Below are 17,741 nucleotides of genomic sequence, written 5' to 3' on the forward strand. Positions count from 1 at the left end.
GGCTGCACGGGCAAACATCGTGCCGGGTGCTGTACCGAAAGGGGACATTCCCCAGGCTGGACACAAGAAGAGGAATGTTATTCCATACCTGGATCGGTATTAAATAACAAAGGTCCGATTGATAAGTGACTTTTTTGAATGTAATTTGCCGCTATCGGAGGGCTGGTGTCACTTGGCTGGCGCGTAGAGACCGTGGCGGTCCATGCGTTGTTGCAGCGCATCGACGCTCACGTCCAGCATCGTGGCCGCGGCCGGCAGGTTCCAGTGCGTTTCTTCCAGGGCGCGCACCAGGTGCGAGCGTTCCAGTTCTTCGTTGCGGGTGAACTCGGGCAGTTCCGATGGTTTTTCAGCGAAGTCCACGGGCGCGCTGGGCGTGAGCAGGAGATCGGAGGAGGAAATGCGGCCATCGGTGCTCAGCAGCACGGCGCGCTCGATGACGTTGCTGAGTTCACGCACGTTGCCCGGCCAGGTGTGTTGCAGCAGGGCGGCCTCGGCGGAGGGGTCGAGCGTGGTGGGCGGTTTGTTGTAGCGCTTGGTGAACACGGTGGCGAAATGTTGCGCAAGCAGCCAGAGATCGCTGCCGCGGGCGCGCAACGGTGGCACGCGGACCGCAAACACGCGCAGCCGGTACAGCAGGTCGGCGCGGAACTGCCCGGCGCGCGTCATCGCCTCCAGATCGCGGTTGGTGGCGGCCACGACGCGCACATTGATCAACCGGTCGGTCACGGCACCCAGCCGCCGCACCCGGAGGTTTTCCAGCACGCGCAACAGCTTGGCCTGCAGGCTCAGGTCCAGCTCGCCGATCTCGTCGAGGAACAGGGTGCCGCCATCCGCCGCTTCGAAAAGCCCGATGCGCCGTTCAGCGTGATCGCCGCCTTTTTCGTAACCGAAGAGTTCGCCCTCCATCAGGTGCGCGGGCAGCGAGGCACAGCTGACTTCGACAAAGGCGCCCTTGGCGCGCGGCCCCGAAAAGTGGCAGGCCCGGGCCACCAGCTCCTTGCCGGAGCCCGTCTCGCCGCAGATCAGGATGGGTGCCACCGGGGAGGCGTCGGACGGTTCGTTCTGGATCAGGACCTGGATCAGTTCGCGCAAGGCCTGGATGGGACGTGATTCGCCCAGGATGCATTCGATGCCGCCGTGTTCGGCTTCGCGGCGCTTGTAGTAGTCGAGTTCGCGCCGGGCGTTGGCCTCCGCCAGGGCGCGGTCGATCACGTCTTTCAGGGTCTTGAGCGGGACCGGCTTGGTGAGCAGGTCGAAGGAGCCCGCCTTCATGGCATCGACCGCCACCGCCACGTTGGCATGCCCCGACACCATCACCGTGCGCACCTGGTCGTCGTTGCGGTGCAGTTCGCGGATCACTTCGAGTCCGTTGATGCCGGGCAACTGGTAGTCCACGATGGCCACGTCGGGCATGAGACGGCGCGCCGCCTCCAGGCCCGCGACCCCATCGCTGGCAATTTCCACCGTGTGGTGGTGTTGCTGGAAGAAGCGTGCGATGTTCTTGGCCAGCATCGGCTCGTCTTCGATGACCAGTAGGGTTGCCATGGTGCAGCTCTCGGGTTGGGGCTTTCAGGCCGGTTGGGTCAGGCAGGGCGCGGAACGGGGCAGCAGAATTTCGACGCTGGTGCCTTGCGGGGTGGCCGGCGCCAGCGTGAGGTGGCCATGCCACTGCTCGACCATGCGTTTGACAAGGGCCAGACCGATGCCCAGGCCGCCGCCCTTGGTGCTGAAGAACGGGCGGAAGAGGCGCTTCTGCACTTCGTCCGAGATGCCGGTGCCGCTGTCGGCGAGGCGCAGCCCGGCCAGGGTGGGCGTGCTGCACCAGCTGATGTCCAGGTGGCCCCCGCCGGGCATGGCCTCGATGGCGTTGGCCATGATGCTCAGCAGGATCTGGCGCAGGGTGGCCGGGTGGGCATCGACCTGCAGGGCCCTGGTGTTTTCTACATTCCAGACGATGTGTCGGCGGGTCATTTCGGGGGCCATCTCCAGCAGGCAGGTCTCGACCAGCGTGCCCAGATCCACCGCTTCGGGCTGCAGCTGGGGCGCCTGCGACACGTGCACCAGCTCCGTGATCCAGCGGTCGGCCCGGTCCACGGCGTCGATCACGCCTTCGCTCACTTCGCTGATCTCGTCTTCGTCGAGGTGGCCGCCGTTCATCAGTTCGGCCGCCGAGCGGATGGATGCCAGCGGGTTGCGCAGGTTGTGGGCCACGGCACTGGCGAGCTCGACCGCCGAAGCCAGGCTTTGCGCTTCGGTCAGGCGCAGCTGCTGGTCGCGCAGGGTCTTGTCGGCATGGGCCACGATCCAGTACAGGGTGACAAAGAGGCCGATGGCACACAGGAAGCAGGCGATCCAGAGCTGCTGGAGGCCGCGGTGGATCGCGGCGTTGAGCTGGGTGGGCCGCTTGTAGACCTCCATGACACCCAGCACCCGGTCGCTGTCCCGGGCCAGGATCGGGATGTAGGTTTCCACAAAAAAGCCGTCTTGCGTCGACATGCCGACGTGTTCCGTCTTGCGGTCGTGGAAGACTTCTTCGAGGTTGACGTCTTCCGCGTGCACTTCGAGACGGCCCGTGAGCGCGGTGTCGAGCTCGGGGTTGTCGTCAAACCGCTTGCCGACCAGGCTCTTGTTGGTGGACCAGAGCACCGACTTGTCGAGCCCGTAGGCGTTCGAGCGCACGGTGTCGCTCATGGCGACGATGTGCTCCATGGAGCGCAGGAAGCGCTGGCGCAGTTCGGGATCGGCGGGATTGGCCAGGAACTCGGCCGACCGGTCGGTCGTCAGCAGGTTCTGCATGAAGGCCCCGGTGACCTCGCCCTCGCGCTGCAACATGCGTTCGGTCAGCACGTTGGACAGCACCAGCCCGAGCACGATGGCAATCGCCGAGATCACAAGCAGGCTCGCCAGCGCGAACCGTTTGCGCAGGTTCAGCGGCTGTGGTGGCCTCAGGATCTCGGAGACGGTCATTTGGTTTAACCCGGTGTCCAGTTCCGTTGCGCAGCGAAATCGGTGTGTACGGTTGGTTACATTGCCAGTGCCCCCATGGGCTGTCAATACCAAGAACTGGGTATCTTGTGCAACAAATGAAGCGGGCGCCGGACCGGCAAAAAGTGGTTGCTGGCGCGCACTTCCCACCTGCTGCGTTGCCGGCTGATCGGCGGGGTGCCTGTGCGACTCTTTGTAACGATCGGGGCGTGGTACGGCCCTTCATCCGGTGGACGGAATCCATCATGATCGGCCGCCTGGACGCCGACAGAGGGCACCCTTTTTGCCCACGCGGACCATGAGGGTTCGATCAGAGGCTGAGGGCGTTGGCATGATGAGCACCTTGATTCACGAAACCGGAACCATGAACGCCGAGCCCAACGCCCCTTCCGCCGACATCCCGCAGCCGCTCAAGGGCCTGCGCGTGGTCGAGTTCACCCACATGGTCATGGGCCCCACCTGTGGCATGGTGCTGGCCGACATGGGGGCTGAAGTCATCAAGGTCGAGCCGATCGACGGCGACCGCACGCGCCACCTGCTGGGCTCGGGCGCGGGCTTCTTCCCGCTCTTCAACCGCAACAAGAAAAGCATCGCCATCGACCTGCACAGGCCCGAGGGCGCCGAGCTGGCGCGCAAGCTCGCGGCCGGCGCCGATGTGGTGGCCGAGAATTTCAAGCCCGGCACCATGGGCAAATACGGGCTCGACTACGCGGCCCTGTCGCAGGTGAACCCGCGCTGCATCTACATCAGCCTCAAGGGCTTTCTGCCCGGCCCCTACGACCACCGCACCGCGCTGGACGAGGTGGTGCAGATGATGGGCGGCCTGGCCTACATGACCGGGCGCCCCGGCGATCCGCTGCGCGCGGGCACCAGCGTGAACGACATCATGGGCGGCATGTTCGGCGCCATTGGCGCGCTGGGTGCGCTGATCCAGCGCGGCATCACCGGCAAGGGCCAGGAGGTGCAGAGCGCGCTGTTCGAGAACAACGTGTTCCTCGTCGGCCAGCACATGCTGCAGTACGCCATCACCGGCCAGGCGGCCGCGCCCATGCCCGAGCGCATCTCGGCCTGGGCGGTGTACGACGTGTTCACCGTGAAAGACGGCGAGCAGATTTTCCTGGCCGCCGTGAGTGACGCGCAGTGGACCACCTTCTGCGATGCGCTGGGTTTTGCCGACCTCAAGGCCGACCCGCGTTTCCCCGACAACAACGCCCGCGTGAGGCAACGCCCGCAGCTGCTGCCCATCCTGCGCGAGCGGCTGGCCGGGCGCAGCGCCGCCGATCTGGCCGCGCTGTTTGAACGGGTCGGCTTGCCCTTCGCCCCCATCCGCAAGCCCGAGGAGCTGTACGACGACGAACACCTGCTGGCCACCGGCGGCCTGGCCGACATCACCCTGCCCGACGGTGCGCGCGCCGGCCAGACCGCCAAGACCACGCTGTTTCCCTTCACCATGGACGGTCACCGCCTGGGTGTGCGCCTGCAGCCGCCCACCCTGGGGCAGCACACGGTGGAGTTGCTGCAGGCTTTGGGCTATGCCGAAGCCGATATCCAGCGCCTGCATGCCCAGCGCGTGGTCGCTGGCTGAGGGAGGCGCCATGCCCAACGCCCCCCAGGTCCACATCAGCGAAGTCGGCCCGCGCGACGGGCTGCAGTCCGTCCAGACCGTCATGTCCACGGCCGACAAGTGCCGCTGGATCGATGCGCTGGCCGCGGCCGGTCTGCGCGAGATCGAGGTGGGGTCGTTCGTGCCCGCCAGGCTGCTGCCGCAGATGGCCGACGTGGCCGAGGTGGTGGGCCACGCGCGCACGCTGCCTGGCCTGTGCGTGATGGCGCTGGTGCCGAACCGGCGCGGCGCACAAGCCGCGCTGGCCGCGGGCGTGCACAAGCTCACCCTGCCGGTGTCGGCCAGTGAAGCGCATTCGCTGGCCAATGTGCGCAAGACGCGCGGGCAGATGCTGGCCGAGTTGCGCGAGGTGATCGCGCTGCGCAACGCCGAGGCGCCCGGGGTGCCGGTGGAGGTGGGCCTGTCCACTGCGTTTGGCTGCACGCTGCAGGGCGCGGTGGATGAAGACGACGTGATCCGCCTCGCGCTCGCCTGTGCGGACGCGGGCGTGGACGAAGTGGGTTTGTCCGACACCACCGGCATGGCCCACCCGGCCCAGGTGCGCCGCCTGTTCACCCGCCTGCGCGCCGAACTGGGCGAGCGCGCCGGCGCCGCCCACCTGCACAACACGCGCGGCCTGGGCCTGGCCAACTGCCTGGCCGCGTTCGACGTGGGCGTGCGCAGCTTCGACAGCTCGCTCGGCGGCCTGGGCGGCTGCCCCTATGCGCCCGGCGCCAGCGGCAACGTGGTCACCGAAGACCTGGTCTTCATGTTCGAAGCCATGGGCGTGTCCACCGGGGTGGACCTGCAGAAACTCATCGCTGCACGGGAGCCGCTCAAGGCCGGCCTGCCCGGCGAGCCGGTCTACGGCATGACACCCGAGGCCGGCCTGCCCAGGGGCTGGCGCGCCTGAGGTTCATGAAGGCCGCCCCGCCAGCCGGGGCAGGGGCGGCTCTCCGTGGTGGATGCAAGCCCCCGGCTGGAATAGACTCTTCGTGGAGCGCGGGTGTCGCGTTCATGCCTGTTGTACTTCTCAGAGGAGGTTGGATATGAAAACATCGCTGTGGGGCCTGTGTGCTGTGTGCGTGGCTTCTCTGCTGTTGACCGCCTGCGGCGGCAATGACGATGGTTATGGATCGGTGGCCGTGAGCGATTCGACGCGGCGCGTGGCCATCTCTACCGGCGCGCTGACGCAGTCGGTCGCCAACGACGAGGCGCGCGACGAATGCGATGCCAGCGATTGCCGGGTGGTGCTCCAGTTCGAGCAGTGCGGTGCGGTCTCCGTGGGCACCAAGGCCGGTGGCGGTTTTGTGGTGGTGGCGAAGGGGGCTGGTACGGCCTTCGATGCGCAAACTGCGGCCAACAACGCCTGTACCGCCCAGGGCGGGGAGGGTTGTGGCCCGATCCCCAACCTCGAAGCGCAGTGCAACTGAGCTGCGCTTGAGCACGGAAGCGCTCCGGTCGGCCGGAGCGCGCTGGTGCTGCTGGCCACGCCGCCCCAGTGTGGCGAATTTGGTTAAAAGTTGATGCATGATTTCCGTTGATTGCCCTCTTTTGTTGAGGTAATCTGCGGCTCCATGGACAAGCTCAAGCAGCTCGAAACCTTCGCTTCCGTGGCCACCCGCGGCAGCCTCACCGCCGCCGCCAAGGCCGAGGGCGTGGCGCCGGCCATCATCGGCCGCCGGCTCGACGGCCTGGAGTCGCGTCTTGGTGTCAAGCTCATGGTGCGCACCACGCGCCGCATCACCCTCACGCACGAAGGCAGCGCCTTCCTGGAAGACTGCCAGCGCCTGCTGACCGACCTGGCCAACGCCGAGGCCAGCGTCAGCGCCGGCGGTGTGAAGGCCAGCGGGCACCTGCGCCTCACCGCGCCGGCCGGTTTCGGCCGCCGCCACGTGGCACCGCTGGTGCCGCACTTTCGCGAACTGCACCCCGAAGTGACGATCTCGCTCAACCTCAGCGACCGCGTGGTCGACGTGGCGGGTGAAGCCTACGACTGCGCCGTGCGCGTGGGCGACCTGCCGGACTCGTCGCTCGTGAGCGTGCGCCTGGCCGACAACCGCCGGCTGTGCGTGGCCACGCCGAAATACCTGCAGCAACACGGCCGACCCGCCACGCCGGCCGACCTGGCGCGGTTCGACTGCCTCACCCTGTCCAGCGATGCCTCGCAGACGCGTGGCTGGGCCTTCGCGGTGCCGGCCTCGGTGGGGGAGGGGACCGACATCGTGCACCTGCGACCGGGCGGTCCGCTGGACTGTTCGGACGGGCAGGTGTTGCACGAGTGGTGCCTGGCCGGCTACGGCATCGCCTGGCGCAGCATCTGGGAGGTGGAAGCCGACATCGCGGCCGGGCGGCTGGAGGTCTTGCTGGAGGACTACGCTGCGCCGCCCAACGGCATCTACGCGCTGTTTCCGCAGCGCAAGCACCTGGCACTGCGCGTGCGGCTGTGGATCGACTTCCTCAAGCACCACTACGGCCAGCCCGATTTCTGGTCGTCCGGGCGCACCTGATCTGGCGCTACAGTCGGGGTTGCGGGCCGCCGCTGGTGAGCGGTCGAGTTCATAGGGGACAACATGAAAAACGGATGCAAATACCTGGGCGTGGTGATGGCCTTGCTGCTCGTTGCCTGCGGCGGTGGTGGCGGTGACGAGGTGTCGCTGCCCAGCGCAGCGGAACTGTGCGGCAGCGTGGGCGTGCAGCCCAAGATCGCCAATGGCAGCAACTGCGCCACGCCGGAAAAAACGCCGGTGATCCTGCTGGTCGTGGTGGGGGCAGAGGGCAACTCCAGCATCTGCTCGGGCGTGCTGCTCACGCCGGCGAAGGTGCTGACGGCGGCGCATTGTGTGCCCGCCGGCACGCGCCGGGTGGCGGCTGCCGTGTGGCGCGCCGACGGCAGCGTCACCGCGTTGAACGCCAGCGGCTGGGTGCCCCATCCCGGCTTCGCCCAGAGCAGCACGGGCTATGTGAACGATGCGGCCGTGGTGACCCTGCCCGGCGCCATGCCCAACCCCACCATGCCGCTGCTGGTCAGCCAGCCGTCGAGCGTGGGTGACTCGGTGTTTCTCTCGGGCTGGGGCGGTCCGGGGTTCGAGCTGGCGGTGGGCTTTGCGAGCCTGACCACGGTCAACGACAACCACGTGGGCTTCACCTACACCGGCAAGCTCAGCAACGCCTGCGCGGGGGATTCCGGTGGCCCGGTCTACCGGGCGGTGGGCGGGCGCCAGGGCGTGGTCGGACTCACGTCGTCCGGCACGGTGGCCAACTGCGAGGTGGGTGATCGTTCGCTGTTCACCAACACCCAGGGCGCTTCGGTGCTGAATTTCATCCGTTCGCAGGCGCCGGGCGCGGCTGAAATCTGAAACCCTGTCGCCGTCATGGCGGCCTGACGTGCGTCAACCGGCCAGCGGCCCGTAGAGATCCCTGCGCCGCGCCGGCAACGGGGACGACCGGCGTGCACCGGTCAGGGCCTCCCGCGTCAGGGTTGTCCGCAGCAGCGCCGCGTCGCGCCCGGCACGGGTCCACACGCCCCCGTCGGGGCCCGCCACCGTGCTCAGTCCGCCGTAGTGAACGCCCGGTTCGTTGCCGCAGGCATTGGCGTAGGCCACGAACACCCGGTTTTCGCAGGCGCGCGCCGGCACCAGCAGGTTCGGCACCTCGTCGAACGCCATCATGTTGGCCGTGGGCACCAGCACCGCGTCGGCGCCCTGCAACGCCAGCAGGCGCACGGTCTCGGGGAACTCCACGTCGTAGCAGATCAGCAGGCCCAGGCGCCAGCCTTGCCATTCGAACAGCTGTGACGCCGCGTCGCCTGCGCTGAACTGCGCGCGGTCCATGTCGCCGAACAGGTGGGTCTTGCGGTAGTTCGCCAGGCGCGTGCCGTCGGGGGCGATGGCCTGCGTGGCGTTGAAGGGCTGGCCGCCGTGCGGGTGGTGTTCGGGGTAGCCGTAGACGATGGCGACGCCTTGGCGCTGCGCGATGCTGGCCACTGTCTGCGCCAGCGGGCCGTCGGCCGGCTCGGCCAGGGCCTGCACGCGTCCGGGACCGATGGCGTAGCCGGTGAGGCCCATCTCGGGGCACACCAGCAGTTGCACGCCCTGCGCCCGGGCTTGGGCGGCCGCGTCGTCGAGCCGCTGCAGCGCCTCGGCGGTCGTGCTCGCGTAGCTGGTTTGCCAGAGGGCGAGGGTGAGGGCTTCGGTCGGGGCCATGCTGACGGGGTGCTTGAGGGGGATTCAGTCGGGCAGCGCCATCGGTCCGATCTGTTGGAACACGTCGCCCGGCCCCGGGTTCTCGGCATGACACCGCCCACCCAGGTGGTGCACGATGCCCCAGACCGCGTTGAGCGAGGTCTGCACCGCGCCTTCGACCCAGGCCGGCGTCCACGACACGTCGTCGCCCGCGATGAAAATGCCGCGCTCGGCGGCGGGAAAGGCGTCCTGCATGAAGTGGCTGTACATGCGGTGGTTGTAGCGGTAGTGACCGGGCAGGGCGCCCTTGAAGGCGCCGAGGAAATGCGGATCGGCTTCCCACGACACGCTGATCGGGTCGCCCACGATGTGGCTGGCGATGTCCACATCCGGGTAGATCTTCTGCAGCGCCGAAAGTGCGAGCTGCACGCGCTTCTGCGTGTCGTGCGGCAACATCTTGAGCGCGTCGCCCATCCAGGCGTAGGAGAGGCAGATCACACCCGGCTTGTCCGGCCCGTTGTCGAACAGGTAGGTACCGCGCGTGAGGCGGTCGGTGAGCGTCATGCCCAGCGTGGGCCAGCCGTTGGCCTTCAGGTCGTTCCAGAACGGGCGGTCGACCATGACGAAAGTCTTGCTCGACTGCATGTAGCGGGTGCGGTCCAGCGCCATCCAGTGCTTCTGCGAAAACAGCGACTCTTCCACCGCGATCTGCGTGGTCAGCAGCCAGCTCTGGCAGGTGGTGAGCGCGGCCGGGTAGTGGCGCGTGTTGCCCCAGGTGTCGGTCAGCGCTAGCTGGCCGTCGGGCGCGCGCGTGATGGCGGTCACGCCGTGTCGCGGCGCGCCCTGGTGCAGGCTGGCCAGCGTGGTGCCGGCTGGCCAGTGGCGCAGTTCGTGTGCGGCGGGCGCGTGGTGCCACAGGCCCACGGGCACCTGCTGGGCGCCGCCCACGATCAGGTGCTGGTCTTCATCGCAGCCGGTCAGCACCACGCGCAGGATCTCCAGCATGGAGTTGGGGAAGTCCGAGTCCCAGCCACCGGTGCCAAAACCCACCTGGCCAAACACCTCGCGGTGGCGGAACGAGAGCGCGGCAAACGCCGGCGACTGCGCCACGAAATCGTAAAACGTGCGGTCGTCCCACAGCGGCACCAGGCGGTCCCACAGGGCTTTCAGGCGCGGCACGTCACGTTCGCGCAGCGCCTGCTGCAGGCCGCTGAAACCGGCGCCGTCTTCGAGCGCGCGGGCCCAGGCCCCGGCCACCTCGGCAAACAGCGGCGGCAGGTCGGCCAGGTGGCGCGCCCAGTGCGTCTGGCCTTCGAGGTCGATCACGGTGCAGCCGGCGGCGGGGGTGAGCGGGTTGGGGAAGGGCCGGGTCTGCAGGCCGAGCCGGTTCACGTAGTGGAAAAACGCCGTGCTCGACGCCGGAAAGCGCATGCCGCCGAGCTCGGCCACCACACCCTGGCCGCCTTCAAACGGCTGCGAGCGCAGCCGCCCTCCCATGCGCGAGGCCTCGTAGACCACGGGCTTGAGGCCCAGCTTCATCAGCTCGTAGGCGGCCACCATGCCGGCCATGCCCGCGCCCACGATGGCGACCTCGCTGCCCAGCCGCTCCGGCGGCAGCTCGCCCAGCCCCTGCGGGTGGGTGATCCAGTCGTCAAAGGCAAACGGAAAGTCCGGGCCGAAGATGGTGACGGGGGCGTCGGCGGTGCGGGTGGCGGTCATGGTGGTGATCTCAAAACAGGCTGGTCAGAAGCCACGCGGCCGTGCCCCACATCATCAGCGCCACGGCGCCGTCCAGCAAGCGCCAGATGTGCAGCGAATTGAGGCGGCGGCCCAGCCAGAAGGCGGCAGCGCCGAGCACAACGAACCACACCACCGAGCCGGCGGCCGCACCCAGGCCAAAGGTGGTGCTGCCCTGCCCGTAAGCCAGCGAGGCGCTGCCGATGAGCACGGCGGTGTCGAGCCAGGCGTGCGGGTTGAGCACCGAGAAGGCCAGCGCCGAGAGCACCGCCTGGCGCCGTGTCACGGGGGCTGGTGCACGGCGTTGCGCGCCGGGTTCGTCATCCAGCGAGGCCGGGGCCTGGGGTTTCAGGAAACGCTGGAACGCCTGCCAGCCGTAGACGCCGAGGAACAGCACCCCGGCGCCCACCAGCGCGCCCAGCAGCTTGTCGCTCAGGCCACCCAACTGCGCCAGGCCGAGCACGCCGAGCGAGATGAGCACGATGTCGGCCACGGCGCAAACGGCCACCGTGAGCCACAGGTGCTGGCGCTGCAGGCCCATGCGCAGCACGTGCGCGTTCTGTGGCCCGATGGCCATGATCAGGGACATGCTCAGCAGCATGCCGGCGGAGAAGGTGGGGAAACTCAGGGTCATGGCGGTTCTCGGTGGCGTTCGCCGGCACCCGTCACGGGGGGTGCATCGGTCATGGCCCGGAGTCTGCCGCCGTCCGGCCATTGTTTAAATCATTTCAACAAAAAATGATATTGGTTAAAAAATACTCTATTCAAGTCAGACCAGCTCAGACCAGTGTGCGCACGCGGTGCACCACGTCCTGCCGGCACCTTGGGCTTCCTGCTGGCCACGGTGTTCGTGGCGCTGATGCACACCGCCATCCCCTCGCCGGCGGCCCGTTCGCCCACGCCCGGCGCGCGTTGGGCCCCACCGGCGGCTTCATCGCGGGGTTCGCCACGCTGGTGGAGTTCGATTTCCCGCCCCGGCCATGAAGATGGTGGTGGGCTGCGGCGTGATCGCCGTGTTCAGCGACGAATGGATCAGCTTCGGCGGCCTGCCGCTCACCGCCAACACCGTGACCATGGCCTCGCTGTTCAAGCTGCGCGCCAGCGGGCCCCTGCTGGAGTGCCCGTTCCGCGCGCCGTTCCACCCGCTGTTCCCGGCGATTGCCCTGGTTTGCGGCCTGGTGTGTCTGTTCGCGGTGGTGAGCTTCAACGCCATGCTCTCGGTGCTGATCCTGGGCCTGATGGCACTGGCCTGCGGCCACTTCCGGATCGGTTCCGCGCAACGCGATGCCGCCCGATGGATGCCATGCTGGGCGTGGTGGAATGAATGCTCGGCGGTTGTGGTGGCTAGACTAGAACGCATCACCCCCGCCGGCTGAAAGGATGCATCCGTGAGTCTGGGCACCACCCTGGGGCAGCGCGCCTACCGTTTCGAGAACCTGCGCGAGGTCATGGCCAAGGCCACGCCCTTGCGCTCGGGCGACTGCTTGGCCGGCCTGGCCGCCGCCACCGAGCAGGAGCGCGTGGCCGCTCGCTGGGTGCTGGCCGACGTGCCGCTCGCGCGCTTCCTGAGCGAGGCGCTGGTGCCCTACGAAGACGACGAAGTCACCCGGCTGATCATCGACAGCCACGACGCCGCCGCCTTCGCCCCGGTGGCCTCGCTCACCGTGGGCGGTTTTCGCGACTGGCTGCTCGGCGAACGGGCCACGCCCGAGGCGCTGCGCCGGCTCGCCCCCGGCCTCACGCCCGAGATGGTGGCCGCCGTGAGCAAGCTCATGCGCAACCAGGATCTGATGCTGGTGGCGCGCCGCTGCGAGGTGGTCACCCGCTTTCGCAACACCCAGGGCCTGCGTGGTCACCTCTCGGTGCGGCTGCAGCCCAACCACCCCACCGACGACCCCGCCGGCATCGTCGCCGGCCTGATCGACGGCCTGATGCACGGCGCGGGCGATGCGGTGGTCGGCGTCAACCCGGTGTCCGACAGCGTGCCCGACCTGGTGCGGCTGAACCACCTGCTGGCCGAGGTGCTGGCGCGCGGCGCCATCCCCACCCAGACCTGCGTGCTCACCCACGTCACCAACACCATGCAGGCCATGCAGCTGGGCGCCCCGGTGGACCTGGTGTTCCAGTCCATCGCCGGCACCCAGGCCGCCAACCAGTCTTTCGGCATCGACCTGGCGCTGCTCGACGAAGCCCGCGCCATGGCCCTGGCGCTGGGCCGGGGCACGGTGGGCCACAACGTGATGTATTTCGAAACCGGCCAGGGCAGCGCCCTGTCGGCCAACGCGCACCACGGTGTGGACCAGCAGACCTGCGAGGCCCGCGCCTACGCCGTGGCGCGGCGCTACCAGCCGCTGCTGGTGAACACCGTGGTTGGCTTCATCGGCCCCGAATACCTGTACGACGGCAAGCAGATCACCCGCGCCGGCCTGGAAGACCACTTCTGCGGCAAGCTGCTGGGCCTGCCCATGGGCTGCGACATCTGCTACACCAACCACGCCGAGGCCGACCAGGACGACATGGACAACCTCATGGTGCTGCTGGCCACGGCGGGCCTGAACTTCCTGATGGGCGTGCCCGGCGCCGACGACGTGATGCTGAACTACCAGAGCACCTCGTTCCACGACGCGCTGGTGCTGCGCGAGCTGTTCGGCCTGAAGCGCGCGCCCGAGTTCGAGGCCTGGCTGCAGGGCGTGGGGGTGACGGGGGCCGATGGCCGCCTGCTGCCGGCCGCCGCGCAAGGCGCGTTGTCGCAACGCCTGTGGACCCTGCCGGAGCCCGCATGACACCGGACCAGACCCCCGCGCCGGGCACCGAAATCGAGACCGGTGCCGACCCCTGGGCGCGCCTCAAACGCTACACGCCCGCACGCATCGCGCTCGGCCGCAGCGGGGTCAGCCTGCCCACGCACGAGGTGCTGGGCTTCTCGCTCGCCCACGCGCAGGCGCGCGACGCCATCCATCTGCCGCTCGACGTGGTCACGCTGGCCGACCAGTTGCAGGCCGATGGCTGGCCCGCGCCGCTGACGCTGCGCAGCCGAGCCCGCGATCGCCACGAATACCTGCTGCGCCCCGATCTGGGGCGTCGACTCGACGGGGACAGTGTGGCGGCACTGCAGGCCTGGCACACCAGTGGCGCATCCCCGGATGTGGCGCTGGTCGTGGGCGACGGGCTGTCGGCCCTGGGCATCCAGCGCCATGCCGTGCCGCTGCTGGGCGCCATCCGCGCGGCGCTGGGCGGGCCGTTGACCCTCAGCCCACCGGTGCTCGTGAGCCAGGCGCGCGTGGCCGTGGCCGACGAGGTGGGCGAACAGCTCGGCGCGCGCATGGTCGCCATGGTCGTGGGCGAGCGCCCTGGCCTGAGTTCACCCGACAGTGTGGGCATCTACCTCACCCACGCGCCCCGCGTGGGCTGCACCGACGCGCAGCGCAACTGCATCTCCAACGTGCGGCCTACCGGACAAGACCCGCTCACCGCTGCGCGGCGCCTGGCCTGGCTGGTGCACCAGGGCCTGCGCCTGGGCGTGACCGGTGTGGCGCTCAAAGACCACAGCGGCCTGCCCATGGTGTCCCAAGCGCCTGCCCATCTGGATGCTGGCTAAACTGGTCTGAACCGTCTTCGGATCGATCAAGTTTCTCTCATCCATGCTGGACGCCCGCCAACTGCAAGCCCTGGCCGCCGTGATCGAACACGGCGGTTTCGGACCGGCCGCACAGGCCCTGAACCTGACCCTGGCCGCTGTGTCCTTGCGCATCAAGTCGCTGGAGTCGCACCTGGGCCAGCGCCTGCTGGTGCGGGGCAAGACGGTGCGCGCCACCGCCTCCGGGCAGGCGCTGCTGGCGCACGTGAAGCAGTTGCAGATGATGGAGGCCGACCTGCTGGTCGGCTTGCAGGGGGGCGAGCCGCGTGGCGCGGGCGCCGCCTGGCAGAGCCTGAGTGTGGCCATCAACGCCGATTCGGTGGCGGGCTGGTTTCTGCCCGGCGTGGCGCCGCTGCTGCAGCGCCACCGCTTGTTGCTGGAGATCCTGATCGACGACCAGGACCACACGCACGACGCGCTCAAGAGCGGCGACGTGATCGGCTGCGTGACCACGCTCGCGGAACCCATGCGGGGCTGCGTGGCCGAGCCGCTGGGCGTGATGCGTTACCGCTGCGTGGCCGCGCCGGCCGTGGTGCAGCGCTGCCGCACTCCGCGCGGTGCGGTGTCGCCGCACAAGCTGCTGGCACAACCGGCCATCATCTTCAACCGCAAGGATGCGTTGCAGGACAGTTTTCTGGCGCAGCACTTCGGCCTGAAGCAGCCGAACTACCCGAAGCACTTCGCGCCCGCGGTGGAAGCTTTCGAGACCGCGATCGAACTCGGCCTGGGCTGGGGCATGGTGCCCGAGCAGCATCTGGCCCGGCGGCCGGGGCTGCAGGAAGTGCTGCCCGGCGCCACGGTGGACGTGGTGCTCTACTGGCAGCACTGGGCGCGCGAGCCGCTGTCGGCCCAGCGCCTGACACAGGCGGTCAAGGCCGCGGCCCATGCCAGCCTGCCGCCGGTTTCAACGGATTGAACGGCAGCGGGATTGCCGGGGCTTCCCCCGCACGGGTACGGGTTCAGGTGCTGGTGCTCGACACCTGGGTCGACCGCAGCGCGTGCCGATCTGCGCGGCGATGCTGCCCGAGCGCCACCGCCTGCCCAAGGTGCGCGCCTGCACCGACCACCGGGCGCGCTGGCTCTCGGGCGAGGTCCCGGCTGGCCTTGTGCCCGCCTGAAACAAGCGCAGAGGCCCGCCGCCTAAAATCCCATCCCTATGCTCAAGATCAAACAGGAACTGCTGGCCGGTCTGGCCACCGCGCTCGACGCGCTCTCGCCCGGCGCGGGCGCCAAGGCCGCCTTCGAATCGCCCAAGGTGGCGGCCCATGGCGACTTCGCCGTGACCGCGGCCATGCAGCTGGCCAAACCGCTCAAGCTCAACCCGCGCCAGGTTGGCGAAAGCCTGCGCACCGCGCTGCTCGCAATGCCGGTGTACCAGCAGTGGGTCAGCGACATCGACATCGCCGGACCCGGCTTCATCAACATCCGCCTCAAGCCCGCCGCCAAACAGCAGATCGTGAAAGAAGTGCTGGAGGCCGGTGCGGGCTTCGGTGTGCAACCGGCCAACGGTCAGCGCCTGATGGTCGAGTTCGTCTCGGCGAACCCGACCGGCCCGCTGCACGTGGGCCACGGCCGCCAGGCCGCGCTGGGCGACGCCATCTGCAGCCTGTACCAGACCCAGGGCTGGGACGTGCACCGCGAGTTCTATTACAACGACGCGGGCGTGCAGATCGGCACCCTGGCCAACAGCACCCAGTTGCGCGCCAAGGGCTTCAAGCCCGGCGACGAACAATGGCCCGAGGCCGCCTACAACGGCGACTACATCCAGGACATCGCCAACGACTACCTGGCCAAGAAGACGGTGCATTCGGATGACCGCGAATTCACCGCCAGCGGCGACGTGGATGCGCTCGACGACATCCGCCTTTTCGCCGTCGCCTACCTGCGCCACGAACAGGACCTGGATCTGCAGGCCTTCGCCGTCAAGTTCGATCACTACTATCTGGAGTCGAGCCTGTACACCAGCGGCAAGGTGGACGCCACGGTGCAGAAGCTGCGCGACGCCGGCAAGACCTACGAGCAGGACGGCGCGCTGTGGCTCAGGTCCACCGACTACGGTGACGACAAGGACCGCGTCATGCGCAAGGGCGACGGCTCCTACACCTACTTCGTGCCCGACGTGGCCTACCACATCAGCAAGTGGGAGCGCGGTTTCAGCAAGGTGATCAACATCCAGGGCACCGACCACCACGGCACGATTGCCCGCGTGCGCGCCGGCCTGCAGGCCGCTGGCGTCGGCATCCCGGCCGGGTATCCGGACTACGTGCTGCACACCATGGTGCGCGTGGTCAAGGGCGGCGAAGAGGTCAAGATCAGCAAGCGCGCCGGCAGCTACGTGACGCTGCGCGACCTGATCGAATGGACCTCGAAAGACGCGGTGCGTTTCTTCCTGCTCAGCCGCAAGCCCGACACCGAATACACCTTCGACGTCGATCTGGCGGTCCAGAAGAACAACGACAACCCGGTCTACTACGTGCAGTACGCCCATGCGCGCATCTGTTCGGTGCTGGCTTCCTGGGGCGGCGATCCGGCCACGCTGGGCGGCGTGGACCTCTCGGCGCTGGACAGCCCGGCCGCGCAGGCGCTGATGCTGCTGCTGGCCAGGTACCCCGCCATGCTGGCCGACGCTGCGCGCGACTTCGCGCCGCACGACGTCACCTTCTACCTGCGTGAACTGGCCGCCAGCTACCACAGCTACTACGATGCCGAGCGCATCCTGGTGGACGACGAGGCGGTGAAACTGGCCCGCCTGGCGCTGGTGAAAGCCACGGCGCAGGTGTTGCACAATGGCCTCGCGGTGCTGGGCGTGAGCGCCCCGCAAAAGATGTGAAGCGGAAACCCCCTATGAAACAACAGACATTGCAGGCACACAAACAGCACGGCAGCACCATCGTGGGCTTCGTGGTGGGCCTGCTCGTGGGGCTGGGCATTGCGCTGTCGGTGGCGGTGTACGTCACGCGCGTACCGGTGCCCTTTGTCGACCGGGGCGTGTCGCGCAAACCGGCGCAGGATGTGGAGGAGGCCGAGCGCAACCAAGGCTGGAACCCCAATGCCGGTCTGGCCGGCAGCCCGGCCACCCTGCCACCACCGGTTGTGAGCCCGGAGCCGGCGCCCGCTTCAGCCGTGGCTGAACCGGCAGACAGTCCCGCCGCAACGACCACCGAGCCGGCCGCCGACAAGACCGCCGCCCGGCAACCAGAGCCGACGCAGGCCGATCCCCTGGGCGACCTGATGCGGGCGCGCACCGGCGCGGTCAAGGGGGCCGAACCGTCGGACAGTGCGTCGGTGCCGGCCGATCCTTTCACTTACTTCGTGCAGGCGGGCGCGTTCCGCGCGCCCGAAGAAGCCGAAGCCCAGCGCGCCCGACTCGCCATGCTGGGCATGGCGGCCGACATCAGCGAACGGGAGCAGTCCGGGCGCCCCGTTTTCCGGGTGCGCGTCGGACCATTCAGCCAGAAAGCCATGGCCGACGCCACGCTGGAACAACTCGAAGTCAACGGGGTGGATGCCGCCCTGGTGCGCGTTCAGCGCTGAACCCATCCCGGAACTTTTCCCATGGCCTGTGAAACCAAGCAGGTCAACACAAGGAGTTTGA

16 protein-coding genes are annotated in these 17,741 nt (G+C 68.4%); 11 read left to right on the forward strand and 5 right to left on the reverse strand.

Translation table 11 applies throughout. The annotated features are described in order from the left end of the window. Positions 1-168: 168 nt before the first annotated feature. Together AC0GNO_RS13835 and AC0GNO_RS13840 are read right to left on the reverse strand one after the other, a co-directional pair. A complete protein-coding gene (locus AC0GNO_RS13835; RefSeq protein WP_472890214.1) occupies positions 169-1,545 on the reverse strand; it encodes a sigma-54-dependent transcriptional regulator in 1,377 nt (458 codons plus the stop codon). A gap of 24 nt (positions 1,546-1,569) precedes the next feature. After that, complete coding sequence (locus AC0GNO_RS13840) at positions 1,570-2,967, reverse strand: sensor histidine kinase (protein ID WP_472890213.1); 1,398 nt, start codon at positions 2,965-2,967, stop codon at positions 1,570-1,572. 382 nt (positions 2,968-3,349) lie between these two features. Between AC0GNO_RS13840 and AC0GNO_RS13845 the strand changes: the two genes are divergently transcribed. From AC0GNO_RS13845 to AC0GNO_RS13865, 5 genes are all read left to right on the forward strand, one after another. Continuing rightward, positions 3,350-4,570, forward strand: a complete 1,221-nt coding sequence (locus AC0GNO_RS13845) for a CaiB/BaiF CoA transferase family protein (RefSeq protein WP_472890212.1) — start codon at positions 3,350-3,352, stop codon at positions 4,568-4,570. Between the two features lie 10 nt (positions 4,571-4,580). Continuing rightward, positions 4,581-5,501: a hydroxymethylglutaryl-CoA lyase gene (locus AC0GNO_RS13850; protein ID WP_472904346.1), complete on the forward strand. Its 921-nt coding sequence runs from the start codon at positions 4,581-4,583 to the stop codon at positions 5,499-5,501. A 136-nt stretch (positions 5,502-5,637) separates the two neighbouring features. Then, on the forward strand, positions 5,638-6,021 hold the full coding sequence (locus AC0GNO_RS13855; RefSeq protein WP_472890210.1) for a DUF4189 domain-containing protein: 384 nt from the start codon (positions 5,638-5,640) through the stop codon (positions 6,019-6,021). A 144-nt stretch (positions 6,022-6,165) separates the two neighbouring features. Beyond that, on the forward strand, positions 6,166-7,098 hold the full coding sequence (locus AC0GNO_RS13860) for a LysR family transcriptional regulator (RefSeq protein WP_472890209.1): 933 nt from the start codon (positions 6,166-6,168) through the stop codon (positions 7,096-7,098). Positions 7,099-7,161: 63 nt separating this feature from the next. Further along, positions 7,162-7,947, forward strand: a complete 786-nt coding sequence (locus AC0GNO_RS13865; RefSeq protein ID WP_472904347.1) for a trypsin-like serine protease — start codon at positions 7,162-7,164, stop codon at positions 7,945-7,947. Between the two features lie 33 nt (positions 7,948-7,980). Here AC0GNO_RS13865 and AC0GNO_RS13870 read toward each other — a convergent pair whose 3' ends face one another. From AC0GNO_RS13870 to AC0GNO_RS13880, 3 genes are read right to left on the reverse strand one after another with little or no spacing between them, the layout of a single operon-like run. Further along, positions 7,981-8,793 carry a carbon-nitrogen hydrolase family protein gene (locus tag AC0GNO_RS13870; protein WP_472890207.1) on the reverse strand — a complete coding sequence of 271 codons (813 nt, stop codon included), beginning with the start codon at positions 8,791-8,793 and terminating at the stop codon, positions 7,981-7,983. Positions 8,794-8,817: 24 nt separating this feature from the next. After that, the gene (locus tag AC0GNO_RS13875) at positions 8,818-10,491 is read right to left on the reverse strand and encodes a flavin monoamine oxidase family protein (protein ID WP_472904348.1); all 1,674 of its coding nucleotides are present in this window, start codon (positions 10,489-10,491) and stop codon (positions 8,818-8,820) included. A gap of 10 nt (positions 10,492-10,501) precedes the next feature. Further along, positions 10,502-11,143 (reverse strand): LysE/ArgO family amino acid transporter, encoded by a 642-nt coding sequence (locus AC0GNO_RS13880; protein ID WP_472904349.1) that lies wholly within the window; start codon positions 11,141-11,143, stop codon positions 10,502-10,504. A 346-nt stretch (positions 11,144-11,489) separates the two neighbouring features. Between AC0GNO_RS13880 and AC0GNO_RS13885 the strand changes: the two genes are divergently transcribed. From AC0GNO_RS13885 to AC0GNO_RS13910, 6 genes are all read left to right on the forward strand, one after another. Continuing rightward, a complete protein-coding gene (locus AC0GNO_RS13885) occupies positions 11,490-11,885 on the forward strand; it encodes a hypothetical protein (RefSeq protein ID WP_472904350.1) in 396 nt (131 codons plus the stop codon). 12 nt (positions 11,886-11,897) lie between these two features. Next, positions 11,898-13,292 carry an ethanolamine ammonia-lyase subunit EutB gene (locus AC0GNO_RS13890; RefSeq protein ID WP_472904351.1) on the forward strand — a complete coding sequence of 465 codons (1,395 nt, stop codon included), beginning with the start codon at positions 11,898-11,900 and terminating at the stop codon, positions 13,290-13,292. Beyond that, positions 13,289-14,107, forward strand: a complete 819-nt coding sequence (gene eutC / locus AC0GNO_RS13895; RefSeq protein WP_472904352.1) for an ethanolamine ammonia-lyase subunit EutC — start codon at positions 13,289-13,291, stop codon at positions 14,105-14,107. The genes AC0GNO_RS13890 and eutC overlap by 4 nt, the downstream gene beginning before the upstream one ends. Positions 14,108-14,150: 43 nt before the next feature. Continuing rightward, positions 14,151-15,062, forward strand: coding sequence for an HTH-type transcriptional regulator ArgP (locus AC0GNO_RS13900; protein WP_472904353.1), 912 nt, complete (start codon positions 14,151-14,153; stop codon positions 15,060-15,062). A 240-nt stretch (positions 15,063-15,302) separates the two neighbouring features. Next, on the forward strand, positions 15,303-16,976 hold the full coding sequence (argS, locus tag AC0GNO_RS13905; protein ID WP_472904354.1) for an arginine--tRNA ligase: 1,674 nt from the start codon (positions 15,303-15,305) through the stop codon (positions 16,974-16,976). A gap of 14 nt (positions 16,977-16,990) precedes the next feature. Further along, positions 16,991-17,680 carry an SPOR domain-containing protein gene (locus AC0GNO_RS13910; protein ID WP_472890200.1) on the forward strand — a complete coding sequence of 230 codons (690 nt, stop codon included), beginning with the start codon at positions 16,991-16,993 and terminating at the stop codon, positions 17,678-17,680. Positions 17,681-17,741 lie beyond the last annotated feature (61 nt).

The organism is Hydrogenophaga sp. L310 (assembly GCF_055703065.1).

Coding starts and splice junctions, on each gene's coding strand:
- AC0GNO_RS13835 (WP_472890214.1), bottom strand. CDS start 1,545: ATGGCAACCCTACTGGTCATCGAAGACGAGCCGATGCTGGCCAAGAAC.
- AC0GNO_RS13840 (WP_472890213.1), bottom strand. CDS start 2,967: ATGACCGTCTCCGAGATCCTGAGGCCACCACAGCCGCTGAACCTGCGC.
- AC0GNO_RS13845 (WP_472890212.1), top strand. CDS start 3,350: ATGAACGCCGAGCCCAACGCCCCTTCCGCCGACATCCCGCAGCCGCTC.
- AC0GNO_RS13850 (WP_472904346.1), top strand. CDS start 4,581: ATGCCCAACGCCCCCCAGGTCCACATCAGCGAAGTCGGCCCGCGCGAC.
- AC0GNO_RS13855 (WP_472890210.1), top strand. CDS start 5,638: ATGAAAACATCGCTGTGGGGCCTGTGTGCTGTGTGCGTGGCTTCTCTG.
- AC0GNO_RS13860 (WP_472890209.1), top strand. CDS start 6,166: ATGGACAAGCTCAAGCAGCTCGAAACCTTCGCTTCCGTGGCCACCCGC.
- AC0GNO_RS13865 (WP_472904347.1), top strand. CDS start 7,162: ATGAAAAACGGATGCAAATACCTGGGCGTGGTGATGGCCTTGCTGCTC.
- AC0GNO_RS13870 (WP_472890207.1), bottom strand. CDS start 8,793: ATGGCCCCGACCGAAGCCCTCACCCTCGCCCTCTGGCAAACCAGCTAC.
- AC0GNO_RS13875 (WP_472904348.1), bottom strand. CDS start 10,491: ATGACCGCCACCCGCACCGCCGACGCCCCCGTCACCATCTTCGGCCCG.
- AC0GNO_RS13880 (WP_472904349.1), bottom strand. CDS start 11,143: ATGACCCTGAGTTTCCCCACCTTCTCCGCCGGCATGCTGCTGAGCATG.
- AC0GNO_RS13885 (WP_472904350.1), top strand. CDS start 11,490: ATGAAGATGGTGGTGGGCTGCGGCGTGATCGCCGTGTTCAGCGACGAA.
- eutC (WP_472904352.1), top strand. CDS start 13,289: ATGACACCGGACCAGACCCCCGCGCCGGGCACCGAAATCGAGACCGGT.
- AC0GNO_RS13900 (WP_472904353.1), top strand. CDS start 14,151: ATGCTGGACGCCCGCCAACTGCAAGCCCTGGCCGCCGTGATCGAACAC.
- argS (WP_472904354.1), top strand. CDS start 15,303: ATGCTCAAGATCAAACAGGAACTGCTGGCCGGTCTGGCCACCGCGCTC.
- AC0GNO_RS13910 (WP_472890200.1), top strand. CDS start 16,991: ATGAAACAACAGACATTGCAGGCACACAAACAGCACGGCAGCACCATC.